21 protein-coding genes are annotated in these 24,502 nt (G+C 61.4%); 13 read left to right on the forward strand and 8 right to left on the reverse strand.

The genetic code is table 11. The features are described from left to right. Positions 1-159: 159 nt before the first annotated feature. The gene (gene recQ / locus NUV89_RS04245) at positions 160-2,286 is read left to right on the forward strand and encodes a DNA helicase RecQ (protein WP_017734657.1); all 2,127 of its coding nucleotides are present in this window, start codon (positions 160-162) and stop codon (positions 2,284-2,286) included. 121 nt (positions 2,287-2,407) lie between these two features. After that, the gene (locus NUV89_RS04250) at positions 2,408-2,842 is read left to right on the forward strand and encodes a MarR family transcriptional regulator (protein ID WP_017734658.1); all 435 of its coding nucleotides are present in this window, start codon (positions 2,408-2,410) and stop codon (positions 2,840-2,842) included. Between the two features lie 141 nt (positions 2,843-2,983). Here the strand turns inward: NUV89_RS04250 and NUV89_RS04255 are convergent, their stop codons facing one another. Further along, positions 2,984-5,173 carry a patatin-like phospholipase family protein gene (locus NUV89_RS04255; protein WP_257780438.1) on the reverse strand — a complete coding sequence of 730 codons (2,190 nt, stop codon included), beginning with the start codon at positions 5,171-5,173 and terminating at the stop codon, positions 2,984-2,986. A gap of 83 nt (positions 5,174-5,256) precedes the next feature. Here NUV89_RS04255 and NUV89_RS04260 point away from each other — a divergent pair, with 83 nt between their 5' ends. After that, entirely contained in the window at positions 5,257-5,544 is a 288-nt protein-coding gene (locus tag NUV89_RS04260) for a SelT/SelW/SelH family protein (RefSeq protein ID WP_257780417.1), read from the forward strand. 37 nt (positions 5,545-5,581) lie between these two features. Here the strand turns inward: NUV89_RS04260 and NUV89_RS04265 are convergent, their stop codons facing one another. The 3 genes from NUV89_RS04265 to NUV89_RS04275 all read right to left on the reverse strand — a co-directional run bounded on the left by NUV89_RS04265 (position 5,582) and on the right by NUV89_RS04275 (position 7,723). Next, complete coding sequence (locus tag NUV89_RS04265) at positions 5,582-5,863, reverse strand: hypothetical protein (RefSeq protein ID WP_017734661.1); 282 nt, start codon at positions 5,861-5,863, stop codon at positions 5,582-5,584. A 128-nt stretch (positions 5,864-5,991) separates the two neighbouring features. After that, positions 5,992-6,876, reverse strand: coding sequence for a DMT family transporter (locus NUV89_RS04270; protein WP_257780418.1), 885 nt, complete (start codon positions 6,874-6,876; stop codon positions 5,992-5,994). Between the two features lie 100 nt (positions 6,877-6,976). Beyond that, positions 6,977-7,723 (reverse strand): AraC family transcriptional regulator, encoded by a 747-nt coding sequence (locus NUV89_RS04275; RefSeq protein WP_257780419.1) that lies wholly within the window; start codon positions 7,721-7,723, stop codon positions 6,977-6,979. A 137-nt stretch (positions 7,724-7,860) separates the two neighbouring features. Here NUV89_RS04275 and NUV89_RS04280 point away from each other — a divergent pair, with 137 nt between their 5' ends. Beyond that, the gene (locus tag NUV89_RS04280) at positions 7,861-8,670 is read left to right on the forward strand and encodes a UDP-2,3-diacylglucosamine diphosphatase (RefSeq protein WP_207045245.1); all 810 of its coding nucleotides are present in this window, start codon (positions 7,861-7,863) and stop codon (positions 8,668-8,670) included. Between the two features lie 122 nt (positions 8,671-8,792). Here the strand turns inward: NUV89_RS04280 and NUV89_RS04285 are convergent, their stop codons facing one another. The 3 genes from NUV89_RS04285 to phhA all read right to left on the reverse strand — a co-directional run bounded on the left by NUV89_RS04285 (position 8,793) and on the right by phhA (position 11,232). Continuing rightward, positions 8,793-9,986 carry an amino acid aminotransferase gene (locus NUV89_RS04285; protein ID WP_257780420.1) on the reverse strand — a complete coding sequence of 398 codons (1,194 nt, stop codon included), beginning with the start codon at positions 9,984-9,986 and terminating at the stop codon, positions 8,793-8,795. Beyond that, complete coding sequence (locus NUV89_RS04290) at positions 9,986-10,342, reverse strand: 4a-hydroxytetrahydrobiopterin dehydratase (RefSeq protein WP_017735186.1); 357 nt, start codon at positions 10,340-10,342, stop codon at positions 9,986-9,988. Before NUV89_RS04290 ends, NUV89_RS04285 begins: the two co-directional genes overlap by 1 nt. A 98-nt stretch (positions 10,343-10,440) precedes the next feature. Then, complete coding sequence (phhA, locus tag NUV89_RS04295) at positions 10,441-11,232, reverse strand: phenylalanine 4-monooxygenase (RefSeq protein WP_257780421.1); 792 nt, start codon at positions 11,230-11,232, stop codon at positions 10,441-10,443. Positions 11,233-11,489: 257 nt separating this feature from the next. Here phhA and NUV89_RS04300 point away from each other — a divergent pair, with 257 nt between their 5' ends. After that, positions 11,490-13,043 carry a sigma-54-dependent transcriptional regulator gene (locus tag NUV89_RS04300; protein WP_257780422.1) on the forward strand — a complete coding sequence of 518 codons (1,554 nt, stop codon included), beginning with the start codon at positions 11,490-11,492 and terminating at the stop codon, positions 13,041-13,043. A 72-nt stretch (positions 13,044-13,115) separates the two neighbouring features. On the opposite strand, the gene NUV89_RS04305 is transcribed toward NUV89_RS04300, so the two are convergent. Continuing rightward, positions 13,116-13,961 carry a hypothetical protein gene (locus tag NUV89_RS04305; RefSeq protein WP_257780423.1) on the reverse strand — a complete coding sequence of 282 codons (846 nt, stop codon included), beginning with the start codon at positions 13,959-13,961 and terminating at the stop codon, positions 13,116-13,118. 732 nt (positions 13,962-14,693) lie between these two features. Between NUV89_RS04305 and NUV89_RS04310 the strand changes: the two genes are divergently transcribed. The 8 genes from NUV89_RS04310 (at position 14,694) to NUV89_RS04345 (ending at position 24,294) form a co-directional block, all read left to right on the forward strand. After that, positions 14,694-15,434 (forward strand): flagellar basal body rod protein FlgF, encoded by a 741-nt coding sequence (locus NUV89_RS04310; RefSeq protein ID WP_026136592.1) that lies wholly within the window; start codon positions 14,694-14,696, stop codon positions 15,432-15,434. Between the two features lie 62 nt (positions 15,435-15,496). After that, positions 15,497-16,282 (forward strand): flagellar basal-body rod protein FlgG, encoded by a 786-nt coding sequence (gene flgG, locus NUV89_RS04315; protein WP_017735191.1) that lies wholly within the window; start codon positions 15,497-15,499, stop codon positions 16,280-16,282. Between the two features lie 53 nt (positions 16,283-16,335). After that, complete coding sequence (flgH, locus tag NUV89_RS04320; protein ID WP_257780424.1) at positions 16,336-17,031, forward strand: flagellar basal body L-ring protein FlgH; 696 nt, start codon at positions 16,336-16,338, stop codon at positions 17,029-17,031. A gap of 6 nt (positions 17,032-17,037) precedes the next feature. After that, the gene (locus tag NUV89_RS04325; protein WP_370695328.1) at positions 17,038-18,147 is read left to right on the forward strand and encodes a flagellar basal body P-ring protein FlgI; all 1,110 of its coding nucleotides are present in this window, start codon (positions 17,038-17,040) and stop codon (positions 18,145-18,147) included. 4 nt (positions 18,148-18,151) lie between these two features. Beyond that, positions 18,152-19,420 (forward strand): flagellar assembly peptidoglycan hydrolase FlgJ, encoded by a 1,269-nt coding sequence (flgJ, locus tag NUV89_RS04330; protein WP_257780425.1) that lies wholly within the window; start codon positions 18,152-18,154, stop codon positions 19,418-19,420. A gap of 10 nt (positions 19,421-19,430) precedes the next feature. Further along, positions 19,431-21,479, forward strand: a complete 2,049-nt coding sequence (flgK, locus tag NUV89_RS04335; protein ID WP_257780426.1) for a flagellar hook-associated protein FlgK — start codon at positions 19,431-19,433, stop codon at positions 21,477-21,479. Positions 21,480-21,493: 14 nt separating this feature from the next. Then, the gene (locus tag NUV89_RS04340; RefSeq protein ID WP_257780427.1) at positions 21,494-23,083 is read left to right on the forward strand and encodes a flagellar hook-associated protein 3; all 1,590 of its coding nucleotides are present in this window, start codon (positions 21,494-21,496) and stop codon (positions 23,081-23,083) included. Between the two features lie 281 nt (positions 23,084-23,364). Continuing rightward, the gene (locus NUV89_RS04345; protein ID WP_257780428.1) at positions 23,365-24,294 is read left to right on the forward strand and encodes a ketoacyl-ACP synthase III; all 930 of its coding nucleotides are present in this window, start codon (positions 23,365-23,367) and stop codon (positions 24,292-24,294) included. Positions 24,295-24,502 lie beyond the last annotated feature (208 nt).

Genomic DNA, 24,502 nt, shown 5'->3' on the forward strand with positions numbered 1-24,502 from the left:
CTTTGCCAGGTGCTGCTCGGGTATACTGCCGCGTTTTGTGATGCCCCTGCAGGCCAAGCGCCAACCCGCGAAAACTTCGCTTACGGATTATTTTCCGTAAGGCCGGGTTTTTTCGGCCAGCCTGTACAGAGGGATTTCGGCGATATTTTGGAGTTTTACATGCTCGAGCAGGCTCAACGCGTCCTCAAGGACATCTTCGGCTACGACAGTTTTCGTGGCCGCCAGGGTGCGATCATTGAGCGCGTGGCCAGTGGCGGCGATGCCCTGGTGTTGATGCCTACCGGCGGCGGCAAGTCGTTGTGCTTCCAGGTGCCCGCGCTGTTGCGCAATGGCCTGGCGGTGGTGGTGTCGCCGCTGATCGCGTTGATGGACGATCAGGTCGCGACCCTCGAAGAACTCGGTGTCGCCGCGGCCTCCCTGAACTCCACCCTCAGCGCCGAGCAGCAGCGCGACCTGGCCGCGCGGATAAAGCGCGGCGAAGTGAAGATGCTCTACCTGGCGCCGGAACGCCTGGTGCAGCCGCGCATGCTGGCGTTCCTGCAGAGCCTGGAAATCGCCCTGTTCGCCATCGACGAGGCCCACTGCGTGTCGCAATGGGGTCACGATTTCCGCCGCGAATACCTGCAACTGGGCCAACTGGCCGAGCTGTTCCCCGACGTACCGCGCATCGCCCTGACCGCCACCGCCGACAAGCGTACCCGTGAAGAAATCGTCGAACGCCTGCATTTGCAGAACGCCGAGCGCTTCCTGTCGAGCTTCGACCGGCCGAATATCTTCTACCGCATCGTGCCCAAGGAGCAGCCGCGCAAGCAGTTGCTCGCGTTCCTGTCGGAGCGGCGCAGCGATGCGGGGATCGTCTATTGCCTGTCGCGCAAGAAGGTCGATGAAGTGGCCGCGTTCCTCTGCGAGCAAGGCTACCCGGCGTTGCCGTACCACGCGGGCCTGCCTAACGAAACGCGCTCGGCGCACCAGAAGCGCTTCCTCAACGAGGAAGGCCTGATTATGGTCGCCACCATCGCGTTCGGCATGGGCATCGACAAATCCAACGTGCGTTTCGTGGCCCACATGGACCTGCCCAAGTCCCTTGAGGCGTATTACCAGGAAACCGGTCGCGCCGGCCGTGATGGCCTGCCGGCGGATGCGTGGATGGTCTACGGCCTGCAAGACGTGGTGATGCTCAAGCAGATGCTGCAAAACTCCGAAGGCGACGAGCGCCACAAGCGCCTGGAGCAGCACAAGCTCGATGCCATGCTCTCGTTGTGCGAAGAAACCCGCTGCCGCCGCCAGACCCTGCTGGCGTATTTCGACGAAGACATGCCCGAGCCCTGTGGTCACTGCGACAACTGCACCGACGGCGTGCAGACCTGGGATGCCACCGAACCGGCGCGCCAGGGCCTGTCGGCGATCTACCGCACCGGCCAGCGCTACGGCGTCGGCCACCTGGTGGATGTGTTGCTGGGCAAGGACAACGAGAAGGTGCGCAGCTTCGGCCACGAGAAACTCTCGGTCTACGGCGTCGGCAAGGCCCGTGCCGAAGGCGAGTGGCGCTCGCTGTTCCGGCAGATGGTTGCGCGTGGCCTGGTGGACATCGACATCGAGGGTTATGGCGGCCTGCGCCTGAACGACAGCTGCCGGCCGTTGCTCAAGGGCGAAGTCAGCCTGGAACTGCGCCGCGACCTCAAGCCGCAAACCACCGCCAAGACCAGCACCAGCCAGGCCAGCCAACTGGTCCGTGGCGAAGAGCGCGAACAGTGGGAAGCCTTGCGCACCCTGCGGCGCAAGTTGGCCCAGGAGCACAGCGTGCCGCCGTACGTTATCTTCCCCGACTCCACCTTGCTGGAGATGCTGCGCGAGCAGCCGACGACGATGTCGGAAATGGCCCGGGTCAGCGGCGTCGGTGCGCGCAAGCTGGAGCGTTATGGCCAGGCCTTCCTCGAAGTGCTTGGGGGCCAGGCCGAAGCGCCAAAGGAAGTCGCCGATATCCGCCATGAGCTCATCAGCCTGGCGCGTGCAGGCATGACCCCGATCCAGATCGCCGGCCAACTGCAATGTTCGGAGAAAAACGTCTATACCTTGCTGGCCGAGTCCATCGGTGCACAACAGCTGTCGCTGGAGCAGGCCCTCGATTTGCCGGAAGACTTGCTGGGTGAAATCCAGGATGCGTTCCTCGACGGCGAGGGCGAATTGCCGCCGGTTGCGGAGATCGCGCCATTGTTCACCGGGCGGGTGCCTGAGGGCGTTTTGTACTGCGTACGTGCTGCTTTGCAGTCCGAATTCGAAATTTAGTGCGTCAATTACGACAATGTAACGAATCAGTACATAGCACCTCTTGCCTACTGGCAGGGCTCATGCTTAGCTGACTAATAATTAGCCACACTTTGTTTTCAGTCTAAATCATGAGTTTTTTATGCCGTTAACCGATCAACACCGTTTTGGCATGCAGTTGGCGCAAATGTCCCGAGGTTGGCGCGCCGAGCTGGATCGCCGCCTGGCGGGCCTGGGCTTGTCCCAGGCGCGCTGGTTGGTGCTGTTGCACCTGGCGCGTTTTGAAGAAGCGCCTACCCAGCGTGAGCTGGCACAAAGTGTCGGCGTTGAAGGGCCAACGCTGGCGCGTTTGCTCGACAGCCTCGAAAGCCAGGGCCTGGTGCAACGCCAGGCGGTGGTGGAAGACCGTCGCGCCAAGCGCATCTTGTTGTGTGATACCGCCCGCCCGTTGATCGATCAGATCGAAACCATCGCTACGGCGTTGCGGCATGAGCTGTTTGTCGGTGTGGATGAAGAGGATATGAAGGTGTGCATGCGGGTGCATGGGCACATCCTGGCGAATCTGGAAAAGTCCTGATCCTGGACGACATGTGGGGGGCTGGCTTGTGTGGGAGCTGGCCTGCCTGCGATGCAGGCACCTCGGTCTGCCAGTTAAACTGTGGTGATGCCATCGCAGGCAAGCCAGCTCCCACAGAAAACAGCTCCCACACATGCTGTGTCAGAAGGTTTGGCCCAGGTTCAAATACACCGCCTTCTGATTGTCATCGTTAAACCCATAGCTGAAATTCAGCGGCCCCAACGGCGTATCAAACCCCAGGAAGATACTCGCAGCGTTGATGTACCCGCTGTCGAACTCATTGTCGTTGTTCCACGCCCGGCCCCGCTCCAGCGACGCCCCCAGGTACAGCGGGAAATCCAGCGGCAAGTACGAACGCGGCGTCAGCCGGCGGTAGTACACCGCCCGCATCAGGCTGACGTTCTGCCCGGAAATCGCATCCTCGCGAAAGCCCGACAGCTGCCGTGCACCACCCAGCAGGAAGCTGGAAATCACCACGTCGGACTTATCCAGCGTGCGCCCGTAACGCCCGCCCAGCACCAAGGTGTCCGGGCCATTGCTCATGGCCTTGTCCAGTTTGAATTCCCACTGTCGGTAGCGCTGGTCAGAGCCCAGGCCTGGCTCGAATTCGCGGTAGGCCAGGCCGATGTCTTCACCGGTGTGGGGGAAGTACACGTTGTCCAGGGAATCGAAGGAATACTTCAATTCGTAGAAGCCTTCACTGAAGCTCACGCTCGGCAGGTCGCGATCACCGATGCGCACATCCGCCTTGCCCCAGGCTTCACCGACACCAAAGCGGATTTCGCCGCTGTTGCCGATCTGCCGCCCGACGTTCAAGCCAAAGCCGTAGCGCTCCAGGCGATACTCGGAGATGGGGTCGTTGTCCAGGATCAGCTCGACGTTCTGCGCCTGGGCACTGATATAAGGGGCGACGAAGTACCGCGAGCCCGTATCCATCGGTTGGTAGAACTCGCTGTACAGCTCCTGGCGGTCACCGATCTGTACCCGTGTCAGCCATTCGGCCCCGAGGCGGTTGATGCCATTCATGCGGTAGCTGGCGCCGAGGTTGAAGGCACTGTCGCCGCGCATGTCGTCGGACAGGTTCAGGCCCAGGCGCAGGTAATCGGTACCGCTGCGTTTGCCCCGTGCGCTGATGACCAGGGTGTTGTCCTGGCCTTTCTTGATGACGCGGTATTGCACCTGCTCGAAGTAATCCAGGCCATACAAGGTGCCCATATCGGTTTGCAGGCGCCCCAGGTTCAGCGGTTCGCCCAAGGGCTGGCGGATGTAGTAGCGGATCACATCTTCGCTGACTTTCGAGTCGTTCTCCACGGTGATGGCGGTAATCACCGGCGTGCGCTCGCCTGGCGTGCGCGCCGCCACCAGTTGCGGGTCGACCGGCTCTGCGGGGCGCAGGTGGGCCAGGCGCAGGTCGAGGGCGCGGGTAGCGCGGTAGCCGGCGTCGATCATCTCTTTGGCGCGGCCGAAGTCGGTCACGCCAAAGGCGGCCAGGGGCGGCTGGATCAGCACGTCCCTGGGGTGCAGGGCCTTGAGTTGTTCCTCGGAATTGCTGCGCGTCATCAAGGTGATGGACTGGTTGAGCACATCCACCACCGTCGCCAGTTGTTTGCGCGAACGCAGTGGGGTGCCGATGTCCACCACAATGGCGATGTCCACGCCCATCTCCCGCGCCACGTCCAGCGGGATATTGTCGGTCATGCCGCCGTCCACCAGCAGGCGGCCGTCCAGCTCCACCGGGGCAAACACGGCGGGGATCGACATGCTGGCGCGGATCACCTGGGGCAGGTGGCCCTTGCTGAACACGACCTTTTCGCCGGTGGTGATATCGGTGGCCACCGCGCGGAACGGGATCGGCAGTTTGTCGAAATTGCGCGTGTTACTGCTGTGGGCAAACATGCTTTCCAGCAGCAGCGCGAGGTTCTGGCCCTGGATCACGCCCAGTGGCAAGCCCAGGCTGCCGTCGTCGCGAAAGCTGAGTTTTTGTTTGACCAGGAAGTCGCGGTCGTCCTGTTTGCGGCGAAACGGCACGTCTTCCCGTGGCGGCGCGTCGGACAGTGCCTGTTGCCAGTCGATGCTCAGCGCCAGTTTTTCCAGCTCCTCGATCTTGTAGCCCGACGCATACAGCCCGCCAATCACCGCGCCCATGCTGGTGCCGGCAATCGCATCGATATGAATGCCTTGCTCCTCCAGCGCCTTGAGCACGCCGATATGCGACAGGCCACGGGCGGCACCGCCGGAGAGCACCAGGCCGATTTTCGGGCGTGGGGTTTCGACGGCTTGGGCGAGGAGGGGCAGCAGGCACAGCAACAGGCAGGACAGCAGGCGGCGCATCATGAATCTCAAGGCTCGGCGATAAAGGCCGGTATTATAGCCATCCGACCCTCCAAGCCCGTCACCCAGGAGCCTATCAAGTTATGTCCACGAGCAAGCCCGAGATCGTCATCACCTATTGCACCCAGTGTCAGTGGCTGCTGCGCGCGGCGTGGCTGGCCCAGGAGCTGCTCAGTACGTTTTCGGATGACCTGGGCAAAGTGTCGCTGGAACCGGCCACCGGCGGTGCGTTTCGCATCACCTGCGATGGCGTGCAGATCTGGGAGCGCAAACAAGACGGTGGCTTCCCGGAAGCCAAGGTGCTCAAGCAGCGGGTGCGTGACAGGATCGACCCGCAGCGCGACCTCGGGCATAACGACCGCACGCAATGAAGGTCACCGCTCCTGGGGAACGGTGACCGGGACGCGGCTACTTGGCGGCCATCTTCTGCTTGATGAACCCGACAACCCACGTCAGCACCAAGCCGCCGAGGCCACCACCGGCAATGTTGGTGCCCACCGCCGCGACGTCCAGTGCCGCGCCGTCGGCTGTGCCGGTGAACTGCGCAATGACCTGGCCCAGGACCAGGCCGCCCACACCGCCGAGAAAGGTGTTGAGCCCGGTCCCCAGGCTCTGCTTGGTCATGCCGGCCAAGTTGCCGCCGACGGCTCCGCTGATGATCTGCACCAGCAAGCTGATAAGTGTTTCCATGATGAAACCCCTGCATAGCGTTAATGGAGTGACCACTCGCTTGCAGCAACTTCAAACGTCAGGGCTGTCGTCGAGAAGTCTTTATCCGTTGAACGACGACAGACTGTTGCGGATCGCCAGAGTATAGATCAGGCCGTTGCCGCCGGCTGTTTGGCCTGGCTGGCACTGCCCATCAGCCCCGACAGCACGATGGCGACGATTATCAGCGCGCCGCCCAGAAGCATGCGCAGCGTCGGGGTTTCGGCGAACAATAGCCAGGCCACGGTAATGCCGTAGACCGGCTCCATGGCAAACACCACCGACGCGGTACGCGCCTTGATCACCGCCAGGCTGGCGACAAACAGGCTGTGGGCCAGGCCGGTGCAGAACACGCCCAGCAAGCCGATCCACAACCAGTCAATGCCGCGCACATCGGCCAATCCAGGCGCCGCCACGGGCAACAGCAACGCCGCGACTACCACGTTCTGGCACAGCGCTGCCTGCACGGCGGGAATTCTCCCGGAGCTGGCGCGATTGTTCAGCGACAACAAGGAGAACAGCAGCCCTGAGGCGATGCCCCATAACAGGCCGCCAGTGGCTTCGCTGGCTAGATTGAAGTCTGGGGTGACCAGCACCAGGCCGATGCTGACCAATACCACCAGCAGCACTTCGTTGGCGCGGATACGCTCGCGGAAAATCAACCCTTCGAGGATTACCGTAAACGCCGGGAACGCGGTAAAACCCAGGGTCGCGACCGCGACACCGCCCACCTTGACGGCCATAAAGAACGTCACCCAATGCGCCGCCAGCAATACGCCGCTGACCAGCAGCCGGCGCCAGTCGCGGCTTTGCAGTTTTTTCCACGGGGCATTGCTGGCAAAGCGCGCAAACACCGCCAGGGCGAGCACCGCAAACGCGGCGCGGCCAAACACGATAATGGCCGGCGAGGCGGCTGCCAGCTTGCCGAATACGCCGGTGAGGCCAAACATCAATGCGCCGATATGCAGGGCGCCGAGGGCTGAACGGGGAGTCATTGCGATCCTTGAACGTACGGTGTGACGAAAAACCCAGTCTAGAGGCATGTTGGCCTGGGTGTCTGTCGTCGGGCTCGCGTTGTTTGTCGCGGGACTCTTGCTACGGTGCGCGCCGCAACTGACCAGGGGAGGCGCCGAATTCCCGCAGCATCGCGGCGGCGAAGGCACTTTGCGAGCTATAGCCGACGCGCTCGGCTATTTCACCGATGGGCAGCGGTGTTGCGCGCAACAGGTCGAGGGCCATGTGCAAGCGACGGCTGCGGATGTAGTCCATGGGCGTCTGCCCGCATTCGGCCATAAACCGTGCATGCAGGCGCGCCGGTGACAGGTCGGCGATGCGCGCGAGGTCGGCGACCTGCAGCGGGTGGGCGACGTGGCGCTCAATGTGCGCATTGAAGGCGGCGTACGGCAGGCGTTTGCCCAGCAGGCGCTCTTGCTGATGGTTGAGGCTGGCGAGCAGCAGCACCGCGCCTTGCTGCACGATCAGCGGGTCATTCACCGGGCTGTGTGCCAGCCACTGCACCAACTGGTGTTGCCGGGCGTCCAGGGCCAGGCGCGTCGGTTGATCGAGCAGGCGGCAACTGGCATCCGCATGCTCCCCCAGCGATTGCAGCACCCAGTGCTCGGTGGGCACGTCCAGCACCAGGCAGCGGCTGCCATCGCGGCTGTCGCAGACGTGGTGGGCGGAGTAGGGCAGCACCATCACGCTGCTTTCGCGCACCTGGCTGCCACGGCCCTCGACCTCGAAGTCCAGGTGCCCGGACAGGCCGAACACCAGCTGCGCATGGTCATGGCTGTGGTCGATGGGCGCTTGGGTGTAATGGCGTAGCGTGAGGATCGGTCTCATCGCGGTCTCCTGGGGCAGGCTGTCGCAGTCTACAACGCTTCGCGCCCGATGGGCGCTGTCATCAGACTGACGCACCGTTGTCATGGGCTATTAATCGCCTTGGCGCAAGCTCGCGAAAACACCGTCGAGGGATGCCCATGACCAGTGCCGAGTTCACCAAGCCCAGCCGCAAGCAACGGGTGCGTACCCTGTGGATTTCCGACGTGCACCTGGGCACCCGGGATTGCCAGGCCGAACATTTGTCGCAATTCCTCAAGGGCTACCACGCCGACAAGATCTACCTGGTGGGTGACATCATCGATGGCTGGAAGCTGCGCGGCGGCATGTATTGGCCCCAGGCCCACACCAACGTGATCCGCCGCCTGCTGACCATGGCCAAGCGCGGCACCGAGGTGATCTATGTCACCGGCAATCATGACGAATTCCTGCGCCGCTATTCCAAGCTGATCCTTGGCAATATCCAGCTGGTGGACGAAGCGGTGCACGTGACGGCGGACGGTCGGCATCTGCTGGTGATTCACGGCGATCAATTCGATGTCATCACCCGCTATCACCGTTGGCTGGCGTTCCTTGGCGATTCGGCCTACGAATTCACCCTTACCTTGAATCGCTGGCTGAACCACTGGCGCGCGCGGTATGGCTACGGCTACTGGTCGCTGTCGGCGTATCTGAAGCACAAGGTGAAGACGGCCGTGAGCTTTATCAGTGATTTCGAAGAAGCCATCGCTCACGAAGTGACCAAGCGCGAGCTGCACGGCGTGGTGTGCGGGCACATTCACCATGCGGAGATTCGCAAGGTGGGCGAGGTGGATTACCTCAATTGCGGGGATTGGGTGGAGTCGTGCACGGCGTTGATCGAGCACTGGGATGGGCAGATCGAGTTGTATCGGTTGGCGGATGCGCAGGCGAAGGAGGCGCAGCTCAAGGCTGAGATGGTTGCAGGCTAAAGGCCGGCGCTGTCCAAATGTGGGAGCTGGCTTGCCTGCGATAGCTGTCTATCAGTGCAAACTGTGGGGCTGACACACCGCTATCGCAGGCAAGCCAGCTCCCACAGTTTGATTCGGTTTCGTCAGCGGGAAACGTCGGCGATCGCTTCGGCAAGCAGCGCCAGTCGTGTGGCGTCGATGCCGGCCACATTCGCCCGCCCCGAATTGACCATATACACACTGTGCTTCTCGCGCAGTTGCTTGACCTGTTCGGCACTCAAACCAGTGTAGGAAAACATCCCACGCTGTGCGCCGATATGCGCAAACCGCTCAGCCAGACCGTGGGGCGCCAAGGCTTCCACCAGCCCGGAGCGCAAGTGCGCAATCCGCGAACGCATGGCTTCCACTTCACCACTCCACAGCGCTTTCAGCTCGGCATCACCGAGGATCGTCGCCACCACCGCCGCACCATGATCCGGCGGCGTTGACCACAGGTTACGCGCGATATTCGCCAGTTGGCTGCGCACATCCGTCAGCTTTTCGGCATCCGCCGCGCACACGAGCAACGCGCCGACACGGTCGCTGTACAGGCCGAAGTTCTTCGAGCAGGAGCTGGTGACCAGCACTTCCGGCAGCTCGGCCGCAAACAGCCGCACGGCCCAGGCATCTTGCTCCAGGCCGTCGCCAAAACCCTGGTAGGCAAAGTCGATCAGGGGCAGCAACTGGCGCTCGCGCACGATCTGCAGCACCTGGCGCCAGTCGTCCTGGGACAGGTCGAAACCGGTCGGGTTGTGGCAGCAGGCGTGCAGCAGCACCACGTCGCCCATGGGCACGGTGGCCAGGGTGGCGAGCATGGCCGTCACATCCAGGCGGTTGTCCGCGCCCACGTAGGGGTAGTGGCTGACCTTGAGGCCGGCCTTGGCAAAGATGCTTTCGTGGATCGGCCAGGTCGGGTTGCTCAGCCACACGCCACGGCCCGGCAGGCTGTGGGCGATGAAATCGGCGCTCAGGCGCAGGGCGCCGGTGCCGCCTGGGGTCTGGGTGGCGCCGGCACGGCGCGCGCGGATCAATGCGGAGTCCGCGCCGAGCACCAGCTCGCTTATCAGCTTGCCGAAGGCCGCATTGCCGTGGCCGCCGATGTAGGTCTTGGTGGTTTGCGTGTCCACCAGGCGCTGCTCGGCCAGCTTCACTGAGTGAGGAATCGGGGTCAGGCCCTGGTCGTCCTTGTACACGCCAACGCCAAGGTCGAACTTGTTCGGGTTGCTGTCCTGGGCATACAGGTCCATCAGCCCGAGGATCGGGTCGCCGGGTACACGGCCAATCGCATCAAAGTGCATTACTTGCGGCCCTCGGCGTCCTTGGCCACTTCGTCGGTGCGGGCGGCCATGATGAAGTCATTGCGGTGCAGGCCTTTGATGGAGTGGCTCCACCAGGTCACGGTGACCTTGCCCCATTCGGTGAGCAGGCCAGGGTGATGGCCTTCGGCTTCGGAGATGTCACCCATGGCGTTGGTAAAGGCCAGGGCGAACTTGAAGTTCTTGAACAGGAAAACCTTTTCCAGCTGCATCACGCCATCGCGCACTTCGATGTTCCAGTCGGGGATCTGCTTGATCAGCACCGGCAGCTCTTCATCGCTGACTTGTGGGGCGTCGGCACGGCAGGCTTCGCAGTGGGCTTGGTTCAAGGTGGTCATGTGAAAGTGTCCTGAATTCGAATGATGAAGGTCAGTGGCGTCACCCTAAAGCAACGCGGGGCCGGGGAACAGACTCACCTGGCCCTAAAAAACGAGGTTTAGGCGGCTTTGGGCTTGGGCGGAAACTTCGGTGCATGCAAGCCGAGCTGCATGCCGCGTTCGACCATGCCCATGATGTCTTCCTGCGCCACTTCGAACAGGCGCTTGAGCTCCGGCAGCACGAAGTACAAGGGTTGCAGGATGTCGATGCGATACGGCGTGCGCATCGCTTCCAGCGGGTCGAAAGCCTGGTGCTCGGGCTCGGCGGACAGGCTGTACACCGTCTCCTTGGGCGACGACAAAATGCCGCCACCGTAGATGCGCAGGCCGGCGGGCGTGTCCACCAGGCCGAACTCGATGGTCATCCAGTACAGTCGCGCCAGGTAAACCCGTTGCTCTTTGCTGGCAGCGAGGCCGAGCTTGCCGTAGGTGTGGGTGAATTCGGCGAACCAGGGGTTGGTCAGCAGCGGGCAGTGGCCGAAGATCTCGTGGAAAATATCCGGCTCTTGCAGGTAGTCCAGTTCTTCACGGGTGCGAATAAAGGTCGCGACCGGAAACTGCTTGTTGGCGAGCAGTTCGAAGAAGGTCTGGAAGGGGATCAGCGCGGGGACGCGGGCCACTTGCCAGCCGGTGGTCGCGGCCAGCACTTTATTGATTTCGTCCAGTTGCGGGATGCGATCCAGGGGCAGGCCGAGCTTGTCGATGCCGTCCAGGTATTCCTGGCAGGCGCGGCCTTCGATCACTTTCAACTGGCGCGTGATCAGGGTGTTCCACACCGCGTGTTCTTCCGGCGGGTAGTGGATAAAACCTTGCGCATCGGGCTCGCGGGCCACGTAGTGCGTCTGCTTCATACGGCTCTCCTGCTAGGCATTCGTTCTTGTTATGTCCTGCGATGCCCCTATTGATAACCCGTACCGCGCAAGACTCCATCCGTGTTCCAGGCTGGAGTGTGGGAAAAGTTACTGGCTTTCGTAAAGTATTCGTTACGGTTGTGGCGCCAGTCGCTGCAATGGGCTGGGAAAAGGTCACGAGCTGTCACATAATCTTGACGACTATCTGCGCCCAGCGACAAAAAGACGCGGCGCCTACCCACTTTCCGAGTCCTTTCATGCGTATCAAAGTGCACTGCCAGAACCGCATCGGCATCCTGCGGGACATCCTCAACCTGCTGGTGGAGTACGGCGTCAACGTCGCCAAGGGCGAGGTCGGCGGTGAGCATGGCAACGCCATTTATCTGTTTTGCCCCAACCTGGTGAACATGCAGTTCCAGGCGCTGCGCCCGCAGTTCGAGGCGATTGCCGGTGTATTTGGTGTGAAGCGTGTAGGGCTGATGCCCAGTGAACGTCGGCATATGGAACTCAATGCGTTGCTCGGCGCCTTGGAGTTTCCGGTGCTGTCGATCGACATGGGCGGCTCCATCGTCGCCGCCAACCGAGCGGCGGCGCAGCTCCTCGGGGTGCGGGTGGATGAGGTGCCGGGCATTCCGCTGTCGCGCTACGCCGAGGACTTCGACTTGCCGGAGCTGGTGCGCGCGAGCAAATCGCGGATCAATGGCCTGCGGGTCAAGGTCAAGGGCGACGTGTTCCTGGCGGATATCGCACCGCTGCAATCCTCGGAGCACGATGACAGCGAAGCCATGGCCGGCGCCGTGTTGACCCTGCACCGTGCCGACCGCGTGGGTGAGCGTATCTACAATGTGCGCAAGCAGGAGCTGCGCGGCTTTGACAGCATCTTCCAAAGCTCCAAGGTGATGGCCGCCGTGGTCCGTGAGGCCCGGCGCATGGCGCCCTTGGATGCACCGCTATTAATAGAAGGCGAAACCGGCACCGGCAAAGAATTGCTGGCGCGTGCCTGTCACCTGGCCAGCCCGAGGGGGCAGTCACCGCTGATGGCACTCAACTGTGCCGGTTTGCCGGAGTCGATGGCCGAGACCGAACTGTTCGGCTACGGCCCCGGTGCCTTTGAAGGGGCGCGGGCCGAGGGCAAGTTGGGGCTGCTGGAGCTGACAGCGGGCGGGACGTTGTTTCTGGATGGCGTCGGGGAAATGAGCGCGCGTTTGCAGGTGAAGTTGCTGCGCTTCCTGCAGGACGGCTGCTTCCGCCGTGTGGGCAGCGATGAAGAGGTGTATCTGGATGTGCGCGTGATCTGCGCAACCCAGGTGGACCTGTCGGAACTCTGCGCCCGTGGCGAGTTTCGCCAGGACCTTTATCACCGCCTCAATGTGCTGTCGTTGCATATTCCGCCGCTGCGCGAATGCCTTGATGGTCTGGCACCCTTGGTCGATCACTTCCTTGACCAGGCCAGCCGGCAAATAGGCTGCCCGCTGCCCAAGCTGGCGCCAGCGGCCATGGAGCGCCTGAGTCATTACCACTGGCCGGGGAATGTGCGGCAGTTGGAAAACGTGTTGTTCCAAGCGGTGTCGTTGTGCGAGGGCGGCACGGTCAAGGCTGAACATATTCGCTTGCCGGACTATGGGGTGCGTCAACCCCTTGGCGATTTTTCCCTGGAAGGTGGGTTGGACGACATTGTCGGGCGGTTTGAGAAGGCGGTGTTGGAAGCGCTTTATGCAGAACACCCCAGCAGCCGACAGTTGGGCAAACGCCTGGGGGTTTCTCATACCACGATTGCCAATAAGTTGCGGGACTTTGGCGTGAGCAAATAGTGTCTTGTACATACATAGGCTGAACACTGCAGCGAATGGCGCAGTGTTCACTCCAGGCAGCGGTGAGTGTGGTCAGGACGGTCGACCATCCTCAGTACCAATGGGCACGATATTTCCGCTGCCTTTTTCCACCCAGGCGAGCAGGGTATCGTCGTTCTCGTTATGTTTCGGGAACGAAGTTAGCGTGTAACTTTTATCTTGTTTCAGTGCTTCAAGGCTTTTTTTGATTTCCGGGTGAAGTGGGCCATGTTTGCCTGCTTTCAACGCATCGGTGGTTATGCCTTCATTAATGAACTTTATTGGTGCGGACATTATTTTTGGGAGTCGCCACAGTGGATGCATTCTGTCGAGAGTTACAGGGCCTTCACTCGCCATTGCCTGGATGAATACAGGCGTGTCGCTGTTGGCCGTTATCCAGGCCGATGCTGTACCTGAGGGGCTGTCCAGTGTTACCAAGCGGTAGTCTTGATTTTTATCCAGTTTTTCAAGCTCTTTGAGGGCTTCCGGTGAAAGCGTACCGAATTTGCCGGCGCGGATGTCATTGGCCGTGATGCCACGGTCGGTCTGTACAAGCTGGTCTGGCATGCTGTCGAGGAGTTGACGTAGTGCGCCCACTGTCGTGTTTGCCTGAGGCGGGCTGGGTGTGAAATCCGGGCGCATCTCCCAATCACGGCGGACGTCGGGGAATCCACGGTCAGGGTGGTAGTCCCAGTCACGGCGGGCGTCGGGGAATCCACGGTCAGGGCGGCAGTCCCAGTCACTGCGGGCGTCGGGAAATCCACGGTCAGGGCGGTAGTCCCAGTCGCGGCGGGCGTCGGGGAATCCACGGTCAGGGCGGTAGTCCCAATCGCGGCGGGCGTCGGAGCGCCTGCGGTCGGGGCGGTAGTCAAAATCCCTGTGGGAGTCCGGACGATTCAAGTCGACTCGATGGTCGTGATCGCAGCGGTGATAGTGAGGTTCCACAGGCGGGCGCTGGGAGGCGCGTAATTCATACTGTCGGTCCCGTTCATATGGTGAGGCGGGCTCTCTGAAGTAAGTCGGGTATGCACCGTTGATTCTAAACATATTACTGGCCTTGTATTGATAAGGGTGTGTGTCACAAAGTTGTTCAGTCAAAGTTGATTGACGGATGCGACTGTGCGCGGTGCGAGAGTTGCGTAAGTAAGCGTGGGGTGACAAGTTGGCATTGTTGAGTATTTGTAAATGTATGTCGGAATAATCTGCCGGCCACTAATCGTCGGTGGTTTTTTAAAGCGTCAAGTTAAAACACACACGCTAACTAATTGAGTAGGGTGCGAGGAATGGTGGTTGGCGTGTGGTGCGTGAGTGTTGAAATGATAAATGATGTGAGTGCAGGGTTTTATTTCAACAAGCTGCGGTTACATCTGATCGGATCGGCGTAGGTTGCGCAGGGCGCAAGGCCAGCACCTTGCGCCTGCAATGGTGCTCGCCGTCGGCACCGGTCTTTGCCGTAAGCGGCATGACACCGCCGTTTTTTCGACTCGCCTGCCGGACGTGTCGACCCTGTCAAGCCCTCGACACCCCGTATCCATTGGGTTTTCCGGCTGTTTCAAAAGTTGGTTCGCAAATTGCTTAACCCTCATCAGCACAGCGGTGGGCGGCAAACGTCCGTCAGAAAGAGGAAAGAGCGTGGACAAGTACCTTTATGTGGCAATGACCGGCGCCAGCCAGAATGCTCTGGCGCAGAAGGCCCATGCCAACAACCTGGCGAACATTTCCACCAATGGTTTCCAACGTGACCTGGAACAGGCGCGTTCGATGCCGGTGTTTGGTGACAGCTTTCCGGCGCGGGCGTTTGCCCTCACCGAACGCCCGGCCACCGACTTCAGCCCCGGCGCCATGATTGAAACCGGGCGTGACCTGGACGTGGCCGTCAGTGGCGACGGCTGGATGGCCGTGCAGACCCCGGATGGCGGCGAAGCCTACGTGCGCAGCGCGAGCATGAACGTCGATGCATTGGGCGTGCTGCGCGCCGGCAACGGCATGCCGATCATGGGCAACGGTGGCCCGATTGCCGTGCCGCCCCAGCAGAAAATCGAAGTGGGCGCCGACGGCACCATCAGCATCCGCGCCATGGGCGAAGGCCCGCGCGTGATGGCTGAAGTGGACCGGATCAAGCTGGTGCAGCCCGATCTGAAGAACATGACCAAGGGTCTGGATGGCAGCATCCACACCAAGGACGGCCAGCCGGCCCAGGTCGATGCGGGCGTCAAGCTGACCTCGGGTTTCCTGCAGGCGAGCAACGTGAATGCGGTGGAAGAAATGACCGCAGTGCTGGCGCTTTCCAAGCAATTCGAGCTGCACATCAAGATGATGAACAGCGCCAAGGAAGACGATCAGGCCATGACGCGCGTCATGGCGATGACCTGATTGCAACCCACTAACTAATTTGTGATGCGGCGCCAACACACAGGCGCCCAAAGGAGAACAGCATGCTTCCGGCTCTATGGGTTGCCAAAACCGGTCTGTCCGCCCAGGACACCAACCTGACCACCATCTCCAACAACCTGGCCAACGTGTCGACCACGGGTTTCAAACGTGACCGTGCCGAATTCCAGGACCTGCTCTATCAGATCAAGAAGCAGCCGGGCGCCCAATCGACCCAGGACAGCGAACTGCCGTCGGGCCTGCAACTGGGTACGGGTGTGGCGATTGTCGGCACCCAGAAGAACTTCAGCGCCGGTAACCTGCAACAGACCGGCCAGCCGCTGGACATGGCGATCAACGGCCGTGGTTTCTTCCAGATCCTGCAACCGGATGGCACTACTTCCTACACCCGTGACGGTACTTTCCACCTGGACTCCAACGGTCAGATGGTCACCGCCAACGGTTTCGCCCTGGAACCCGCCGTGATCGTCCCGGCCGATGCCAAGACCTTCACCGTCGGCAACGACGGCACTGTGTCGATCACCGTGGCCGGCAACCCGGCGTCGCAAGTGATCGGCAACCTGCAAACCGCCGACTTCATCAACCCGGCCGGCCTGCAAGCCATGGGTAACAACCTGTTCCTCGAAACCGCCTCCAGCGGCGCGCCGCAAATCGGCACCCCTGGCCTGAACGGTTTCGGTACCACGCTGCAAAGCACCCTGGAAACCTCCAACGTGAGCACGGTTGAGGAGATGGTCAACATGATCACCACCCAGCGCGCCTACGAGATGAACTCCAAGGTGATCTCCACTGCCGACCAGATGCTCTCGTTCGTCACGCAGAATCTGTAATCAAGTCTATGGGGCGCCCTTGAGGGCGCCTGCAACACCGTGAGGTAAGGGTCATGAATCGCTACGTTTCTGTTCTGGCATTGAGTGGGATCACCGTGCTCGCGGGCTGCGTCGCCCCGACGCCGAAACCCAATGATCCGTACTACGCGCCGGTGTTGCCACGCACGCCGTTGCCGGCGGCGGCCAACAATGGCTCGATCTACCAGGCCGGTTTCGAACAGAACCTGTACAGCGACCGCAAGGCGTTCCGGGTCGGTGACATCATCACCATCACCCTGAACGAGAAGACCCAGGCCAGCAAGAACGCCAACTCGCAGATCGGCAAGACCAGCAAGACCGGCATCGGCCTGACCTCGCTGTTTGGCGGTATCCCGAACACCAACAACCCGCTGGGCAGTGGTGACTTGAGCCTGGAAGCCGGCTACAGCGGCGACCGTGCCACCAACGGCAAGAGCGCGGCGGGGCAGGGCAACAGCCTGACCGGTTCGATCACCGTGACCGTGGCCGATGTGTTGCCCAACGGCATCATCGCCGTACGCGGTGAAAAGTGGATGACCCTCAACACCGGCGACGAGCTGGTGCGGATTGCCGGCATGGTGCGTGCCGATGACATCTCCACCGACAACACCGTGCCGTCCACGCGGATTGCCGATGCGCGCATTACCTATTCGGGTACGGGCTCGTTTGCCGATGCGAGCCAGCCGGGCTGGTTCGACCGTTTCTTCCTTAGCCCGCTGTTCCCTTTCTAGGTGGCCATTTTGAACTTCAAACAGCTGATGGTGGCGGCCTTGTTGCTGTCCCTGAGCGCCGTCGCCCAGGCCGAGCGCCTGAAAGACATCGCCAGCATCTCCGGCGTGCGCTCCAACCAGTTGATCGGCTACGGTCTGGTGGTGGGGCTCAACGGCACGGGTGACCAGACCACCCAGACCCCGTTCACCTTGCAGACCTTCAACAACATGCTCTCGCAGTTCGGCATCAAGGTGCCGGCCGGTTCGGGCAACGTGCAGCTGAAAAACGTCGCGGCCGTGTCCATCAGTGCCGACTTGCCGGCGTTCTCCAAGCCGGGCCAGGTGGTGGACATTACCGTGTCCTCCATCGGTAACTCGAAAAGCCTGCGCGGCGGCACTTTGCTGATGACCCCGCTTAAAGGTATCGACGGCAACGTCTACGCCATCGCCCAGGGCAACCTGGTGGTGGGCGGGTTTGACGCCGAAGGCCGTGACGGTTCGAAGATCACCGTCAACGTGCCCTCCGCCGGGCGCATTCCTGGCGGCGCCACGGTGGAACGCACCGTGCCGAGCGGTTTCAACCAGGGCAACAGCCTGACCCTGAACCTCAACCGTTCCGACTTCACCACCGCCAAGCGCGTGGTCGACAAGATCAACGACATGCTCGGCCCTGGCGTGGCCCAGGCCATCGACGGCGGCTCGATCCGCGTGACCGCGCCGCTGGACCCAAGCCAGCGTGTGGACTACCTGTCGATCCTGGAAAACCTCGAAGTCGATCCAGGCCAGGCCGTGGCCAAAGTCATCATCAACTCGCGTACCGGCACCATCGTGATCGGCCAGAACGTCAAGGTATCGCCGGCCGCAGTGACCCACGGCAGCCTGACCGTGACCATCACCGAAGACCCGATCGTCAGCCAGCCTGGGCCGTTGTCCAATGGCCAGACGGCCGTGGTGCCACGTTCGCGGGTGAATGCCCAGCAAGAAGCCAAGCCGATGTTCAAGTTCGGCCCCGGCACCACCCTGGATGAGATTGTCCGCGCGGTGAACCAGGTGGGCGCAGCGCCCGGCGACTTGATGGCGATCCTTGAAGCCCTGAAACAGGCCGGCGCCTTGCAAGCCGACCTGATCGTGATCTGAGGCCATGGCCATGGATATGCGCAAGAGCGGCATCAGCAGCACGGCGGACTCGGGGTCGTACTCCGACTTGAACCGGCTTAACCAGCTCAAGGTCGGCGCCGACAAGAACAGCGAAGGCAATATGCGCAAGGTGGCGCAGGAGTTCGAGTCGCTGTTTTTGAGCGAGATGCTCAAGTCCATGCGTTCGGCCACCGAAGCATTGGGCAAGGACAACCCGATGAACACCCCGGCGGCCAAGCAGTACCAGGAAATGTACGACCAGCAACTGGCGGTATCGATGTCCCGCGAGGGCGGCGGTATCGGCCTGGCCGACGTGCTGATGCGGCAGATGCAGAAGAACAAACCGGTGGAAGCCCAGGCGGCCACCTTGCAAGGCCCGGTGGCGGCTGAGCCGGTGAAGAAAGTTGATGTGCCGACTGAGATTGGCGCCGGTACCCAGGCCGAGGGCCCGTTGGGCCGCTCCAATGGCCAGCGCCCGTTGTGGGCGTATCGCGTGGCGGAGCCGCAGGCGGGCGCGGCGGCCTCCCACAGCAATGACATGGAGCTGATGAACCAGCGCCGCATCGCCTTGCCCAGCAAGCTCACGGATCGCCTGCTGGCCGGCATCGTGCCGAGCACTGACACCAGCGTGGCCAAGGCCGCGCCACTGCGTAACAGCGCCGCCGAAGACAACGTCATCAACAGCACCGCACGCAGCTTTGCCGTGCCGAGCGGGCGCATGCAGGTCTATGGCCGCGCCATTGCCCAGCCACCGCTGGCACCGGCGAAAAAAGCCTTCGGCTCCCAGGACGAATTTGTCGCCACCATGCTGCCGATGGCCAAGGCGGCCGCCGCACGCATTGGCGTCGATCCGAAGTACCTGGTGGCCCAGGCCGCCCTGGAAACCGGTTGGGGCAAGTCGGTGATGCGTGCCGAAGACGGCAGCAGCAGCCACAACCTGTTCGGCATCAAGGCCGGCCAGAGCTGGCAGGGCGGTCAGGCCCGGGCAATCACCAGCGAGTTCCGCGATGGGGCGATGGTCAAGGAAACGGCGCAGTTCCGTTCCTACGATTCGTACCAGGACAGCTTTCACGACCTCGTGACATTGCTGCAAAGCAATGATCGCTATAAAGAAGTTGTGAAGTCGGCCGACAACCCGGAACAGTTTGTACGCGAGTTGCAAAAGGCCGGTTACGCAACCGACCCGGCCTATGCCAGCAAGATTTCGCAGATCGCCAAAACGATGGACAGTTACCAGAACTACGCTGCCGCTGGCGCAACCACACATTTATAAGGTCTGAATCATGAGTTTGCTCAGTATCGGGATGTCAGGGCTCAATGCCGCTCAAGGATCGTTGTCGGTCTTGAGTAATAACATTGCCAACGTCAACACCGCGGGCTACTCACGTCAGCAGGCCACCCAGAACGCCAGCGCGTCGAACCAGTTCGGCGGCGTGTTCATCGGCAGCGGCACGACCCTGGCGGATGTGCGTCGGGTGTATAACGAGTATTTGGATGCGGCGTATCAGAACAGCACCGCCCTGAGCAGCGATGCCAATGCCTACCTCGGGCAGGTCAGTGCCATCGACAAAGTGTTGTCGGACAAGACCACCGGCATGTCGTCGGCGCTGAGCTCGTTCTTTGCAACCCTGCAGACCGCGTCGTCCAACCCGAATGACCTGTCGGCGCGCCAGCTGCTGGTGTCCAACGCCAAGACGCTGAGCAACCGCTTCAATTCGATCTCGACGCAGCTGACCCAGCAAAAAGAAACCATCAATAGCCAGCTGAGCACCATGAGTGACCAGGTCAACCAACTGACCTCCTCGATTGCTTCGCTGAACAAACAGATCTCCCAGGCCCAGGGCTCGGCGACCAATGCGCCGGCGAACCTGCTGGACTCGCGCAACGAGGCCGTGCGTGCGCTCAATGAGCTGATCGGCGTCACCGCGACGGAGAAGAACGGCCAATTCAGCATCAACACCGGCACCGGCCAGTCGCTGGTGGAAGGCGGGATTGCCAACACCATTTCGGCGGTGCCGAGCAAAGACGACAACAGCCAGTACACCATCCAGCTGAATGTCAACGGCACTGCCCTGGACATGGGCTCGGTGATTAGCGGCGGCAGCATTGGCGGCTTGTTGCGCTATCGCAGCGACGCCCTGATGCCGGCCATCAACGAGCTGGGGCGCCTGGCGATTGCGACTGCGGATACGATCAACAATCAGCTGGGCCAGGGCCTGGATCTGAACGGTGATTTCGGCACATCGCTGTTCAAGGACATCAACAGCGCCACCGCCATTGCTTCGCGCAGCCAGGCGGCGGCGGGCAACAGTGCCGCGTCCAGCAACCTGAATGTGACGATCAACGACAGCAGCAAGCTGACGACCTATGACTACAAGGTCACCTTCAGCGACAAGACCAACCCGAACATCATCACCGTGGAGCGCTCGGACGGTAAGTCCATGGGCAACTTCGACATCAGCTCCACCACTGTGCCGGTGTCGTTTGACGGCGTGACCGTGACGCTCGATGGCAAAGGCACGATGAGCTATGGCGACAGCTTCAAGGTCAGCCCGACGGCCAACGGTGCCAGCGCTATCGGCGTGGACATGGCGGACGCCAACAAGCTTGCATTTGCCGGCCCGCTGATCGGCGAAGGCGGCAAGACCAACAGCGGCACGGGCACCTTTACCCAGCCGACACTGACGGCGCCACTGGATATCCATGGCGGCGCGGACACGGCGAAGCTGCGCACGAACATCGAAGGCCTGATGCCGGTGAAAATGGTGTTTGGCAAACCGGCCGCCGACGGCACCCAGTCGTATACGATCAGCAACGCGCAGGGCAAGGCGATTGGCACCGGCACCATTGTGCCGGGGCAGGGCAACAAGATCACCGTCAATGTGCCCGAGCTGGACGCCAGCGGTACGCCGATCCCGGGTTCCGGTTTCAAATTCGACACCACCATCAACGGCTCGCCGGCTGACGGTGACAGCACCACGTTCTCGTTCAACAGCGCCGGCAAGTCCGACGGCCGCAACGCGCAGCAGTTGCTTGACCTGCAAACCAAGGCCACGGTGGGCATGGGCGACGGCAACGTCGGTGTGAGCCTGGTGGGGGCCAATAGCCGACTGGTGTCCCAGGTGGGCGCCAAGGCCAGTCAGTCGAGTGTCGATGTGGCCGCGACTGGCGCCTTGCTGGCCGCCAACAAAGGCGCGCGCAACTCGGTGTCCGGGGTCAACCTGGATGACGAGGCGGGCGACATGATCAAGTTCCAGCAGTACTACACCGCGTCGTCGCAGATCATCAAGGCCGCGCAAGAAACCTTCACCACATTGATCAATAGCCTTTAAGGGAGTCTGGGACGATGCGTATTTCTACACAGCAGTATTTCGAAACCAGCTCCACCAAGTACCAGGAAAACTATTCCAGTGTGGTCAAGGCGCAGGACCAGGCCAGCTCTGGCGTGCGTGTGCAAACCGCTGCGGATGATCCGGTCGCGGCCGCGCGGTTGCTGATGTTGCAACAGCAGAAAGACATGCTGGGGCAGTACAACACCAATATCGACACGCTGAAAAACTCGCTGCAGACCGAAGACAGCGTGCTGGAGAACATCAACACGGCGATCCAGCGTGCCAGTGAGCTGGCGCTGAAGGTCGGCAACGTCGGGATCAGCGATGCTGACCGCAAATCGACCGCCGCCGAAATCGGTGCCCTGGAAGACCAGATCATGGGTCTGCTCAATACCAAGGATGCCAGCGGCAACTACCTGTTCTCCGGCAGCAAGACCGACACGCCGCCGTACACGCGCAACAACGATGGCACCTACACCTATCAGGGCGATGACACCGCGCTGAACCTGCGGGTAGCCGAGAATCTGTCGGTGCCGATGGGCGATACCGCGAAGAAAATGCTCGAGACCTCGGCCAACACCGGTCGTACCCAGGCCACACCGGTGCTGGTTCCCCCGGCGGTGGATGACGGCAAGGTCACGATCTCGGCGGGCCTGATCGCGTCGGGTGTCGATGTGAAGTTTGCCGACGGCCAGCCTTACACGCTGAAGTTCCTCAGCAGCACCCAGTACACCGTCAGTGACAGCACCGGCAAGGACATCACGTCCGAGATCGCGGGCAATGGCACCTTTGACTCCACCAAGGAAGGCGGTTCGACCATCAGCCTGCGTGGCGTCAAGTTCGACATCGGCTTGAACCTGGGCAAAGACGTCTTGCCGGGCGCGCCGTCGGATGCGCTGGTAAAAGACCGCGAGTTCACCCTGGCCCTCAAGCCGGACTCGTTCAGTGTTTCGCGTACCGCCAGCAACCCAAGCGCGGCCCAGTTGACCGGTGGTTCGGTGAGTGATCCGGCGGCTTATGCCAGCACCTTTCCCAACGCCGGCCTGGTGGTCAAATTCGGTGCGGGCGGTAGCTATAACGTCTACGCGCAGCCGTACACGGCGGACAGCAAATCCATCGCCAATGACACGCTGGCTGCGGGCGCGACCTCGATCACCGTGGCGGGCGTGACGCTGGGTGTGACCACCGCGCCGGCACCGGCAGACGGCGACCAGTTCCTGGTGGGCGCCACCAGCAACAAGAACGAAAACGTGCTCGACACCCTCAGCCGCCTGCGCCGCACGCTGGAGACCCCATCGGATGGCAACCCGGCGGCGCAGAAGGAACTCAAGGACGTGGTGGCCCGGTCCATTGGCAACCTGACCAACGCCTATAGCCAGATCGATCAGGTTCGCGGTGATATCGGCGCACGCCTGAACACCCTGGATATCCAGAGTGCCGAAAACACCAGCCTGAGCCTGGCGAACGCCACCACCATGAGTTCGCTGGGCAACGTTGACTTCGCCGAAGCCGCGATCAACCTGAGCCTGCAACAAACCATGCTGCAAGCCTCGCAGCTGGCGTTCGTGAAAATCTCCCAGCTGAGCCTGTTCAACAAGATGTAATCGGCCCGCTGCACAGCAACGGCCCAGCCTGGAAACAGGTTGGGCCGTTGTCGTTTCCGGGACTTAATTGTTTGAAGGTTTTGCAGAAAGCACACACAATTAGGTGACCTGCGAGTCATAAAGCGCATCTTCACTGTATCGTGTGAAAAGGATAAGTCGTCCAAGGCGCCTTGCGCAGCGGCTTTCAGCGAGTTCTTCACGGGGTTTGTCCCCTTTATTGTCACCACTTCGCGAGGCAGTTCGCGGGGTGTTCTCCAGCTATTTAGTATTGGGAAGCCACAATGATTGGCATAAAAAGCATCGCCAGTTACGTGCCGGCCGACGGCATTGATAACTACGCCCAGGGTGCCAAATTCGCCAAGGATGAAGAGTTCATCATTGGCAAGATCGGTTCGGCGTTCCTGCCGCGCAAGGAAGCTGCCCAGGAAACTTCCGATCTGTGTGTCGAGGCAGTCAACGCTTTGTTTGCCAACAACCCTACGCTTTCACGCGAGTCCATCGACGCGCTGATCGTCGTCACCCAGAACGGTGATGAAGAGGGTTTGCCCCACACCGCCGCCATCGTCCAGGACAAACTGGGCCTACCGACCCACGTCGCCGCGTTCGATATCTCCCTGGGCTGCTCCGGCTACGTCTACGGCATCTACGCGATGAAGGGCTTCATGGAAGCCGCCGGCCTGAAAAACGGCCTGCTGGTCACCGCCGACCCGTATTCGAAGATCGTCGACCCGGAAGACCGCAACACCACCATGCTGTTCGGCGACGCCGCCACCGCCACGTGGATGGGTGAAGACGCGCCTTGGCTGCTGGGCAAGTCGAAGTTCGGCACCGACGGTTCCGGCGCGCCGCACCTGAAGGTCAGCGACGGCGTGTTCTTCATGAACGGGCGCCAGGTGTTCAACTTCGCGCTGCTCAAAGTGCCAGCGCATCTGCACGAGCTGCTCGATGAGTCGGACCTCAAGGCCGACGACATCGATGCCTTCTGCATTCACCAGGGCAGTGCGGCGATTGTCGATGCCGTGGCGCGCCGCTTTGAAGAGGCGCCGGTGGAGAAGTTCATCAAGGACATGGTCGAGACCGGCAACACCGTGTCGTCGAGCATTCCGCTGCTGCTGGAAAAGCACGTGATGGACGCCACCTGGAAGCGTGTGGCGATCAGTGGTTTTGGTGTGGGCCTGTCGTGGGGCTCGGCGATTCTCTATCGTCCGTGACGCTTTAACCGGCAATACAAAAAACGCCGATGATCTCTCGATCATCGGCGTTTTTTATTTGGCGCCAGAAAAGCCAATGAATACTGGGTTTTGCGCCTGTGTAAGCCCTTGAATTGCAAGGGGTGGCACCAAGCCAGCAAAAAAATCAAAAAAAAGACTCAAGCAACCGGCACACACGACGATAACTATTACGAAGGTTCTCTAGGCC

It is taken from the genome of Pseudomonas sp. 18.1.10 (genome assembly GCF_024655625.1).
Classification (GTDB): domain Bacteria; phylum Pseudomonadota; class Gammaproteobacteria; order Pseudomonadales; family Pseudomonadaceae; genus Aquipseudomonas.

What these genes read in the sequence shown, in the direction of transcription:
- recQ (WP_017734657.1), top strand. Translation starts at nt 160, where the DNA reads ATGCTCGAGCAGGCTCAACGCGTCCTCAAGGACATCTTCGGCTACGAC.
- NUV89_RS04250 (WP_017734658.1), top strand. Translation starts at nt 2,408, where the DNA reads ATGCCGTTAACCGATCAACACCGTTTTGGCATGCAGTTGGCGCAAATG.
- NUV89_RS04255 (WP_257780438.1), bottom strand. Translation starts at nt 5,173, where the DNA reads ATGCGCCGCCTGCTGTCCTGCCTGTTGCTGTGCCTGCTGCCCCTCCTC.
- NUV89_RS04260 (WP_257780417.1), top strand. Translation starts at nt 5,257, where the DNA reads ATGTCCACGAGCAAGCCCGAGATCGTCATCACCTATTGCACCCAGTGT.
- NUV89_RS04265 (WP_017734661.1), bottom strand. Translation starts at nt 5,863, where the DNA reads ATGGAAACACTTATCAGCTTGCTGGTGCAGATCATCAGCGGAGCCGTC.
- NUV89_RS04270 (WP_257780418.1), bottom strand. Translation starts at nt 6,876, where the DNA reads ATGACTCCCCGTTCAGCCCTCGGCGCCCTGCATATCGGCGCATTGATG.
- NUV89_RS04275 (WP_257780419.1), bottom strand. Translation starts at nt 7,723, where the DNA reads ATGAGACCGATCCTCACGCTACGCCATTACACCCAAGCGCCCATCGAC.
- NUV89_RS04280 (WP_207045245.1), top strand. Translation starts at nt 7,861, where the DNA reads ATGACCAGTGCCGAGTTCACCAAGCCCAGCCGCAAGCAACGGGTGCGT.
- NUV89_RS04285 (WP_257780420.1), bottom strand. Translation starts at nt 9,986, where the DNA reads ATGCACTTTGATGCGATTGGCCGTGTACCCGGCGACCCGATCCTCGGG.
- NUV89_RS04290 (WP_017735186.1), bottom strand. Translation starts at nt 10,342, where the DNA reads ATGACCACCTTGAACCAAGCCCACTGCGAAGCCTGCCGTGCCGACGCC.
- phhA (WP_257780421.1), bottom strand. Translation starts at nt 11,232, where the DNA reads ATGAAGCAGACGCACTACGTGGCCCGCGAGCCCGATGCGCAAGGTTTT.
- NUV89_RS04300 (WP_257780422.1), top strand. Translation starts at nt 11,490, where the DNA reads ATGCGTATCAAAGTGCACTGCCAGAACCGCATCGGCATCCTGCGGGAC.
- flgG (WP_017735191.1), top strand. Translation starts at nt 15,497, where the DNA reads ATGCTTCCGGCTCTATGGGTTGCCAAAACCGGTCTGTCCGCCCAGGAC.
- flgH (WP_257780424.1), top strand. Translation starts at nt 16,336, where the DNA reads ATGAATCGCTACGTTTCTGTTCTGGCATTGAGTGGGATCACCGTGCTC.
- flgJ (WP_257780425.1), top strand. Translation starts at nt 18,152, where the DNA reads ATGGCCATGGATATGCGCAAGAGCGGCATCAGCAGCACGGCGGACTCG.
- flgK (WP_257780426.1), top strand. Translation starts at nt 19,431, where the DNA reads ATGAGTTTGCTCAGTATCGGGATGTCAGGGCTCAATGCCGCTCAAGGA.
- NUV89_RS04340 (WP_257780427.1), top strand. Translation starts at nt 21,494, where the DNA reads ATGCGTATTTCTACACAGCAGTATTTCGAAACCAGCTCCACCAAGTAC.
- NUV89_RS04345 (WP_257780428.1), top strand. Translation starts at nt 23,365, where the DNA reads ATGATTGGCATAAAAAGCATCGCCAGTTACGTGCCGGCCGACGGCATT.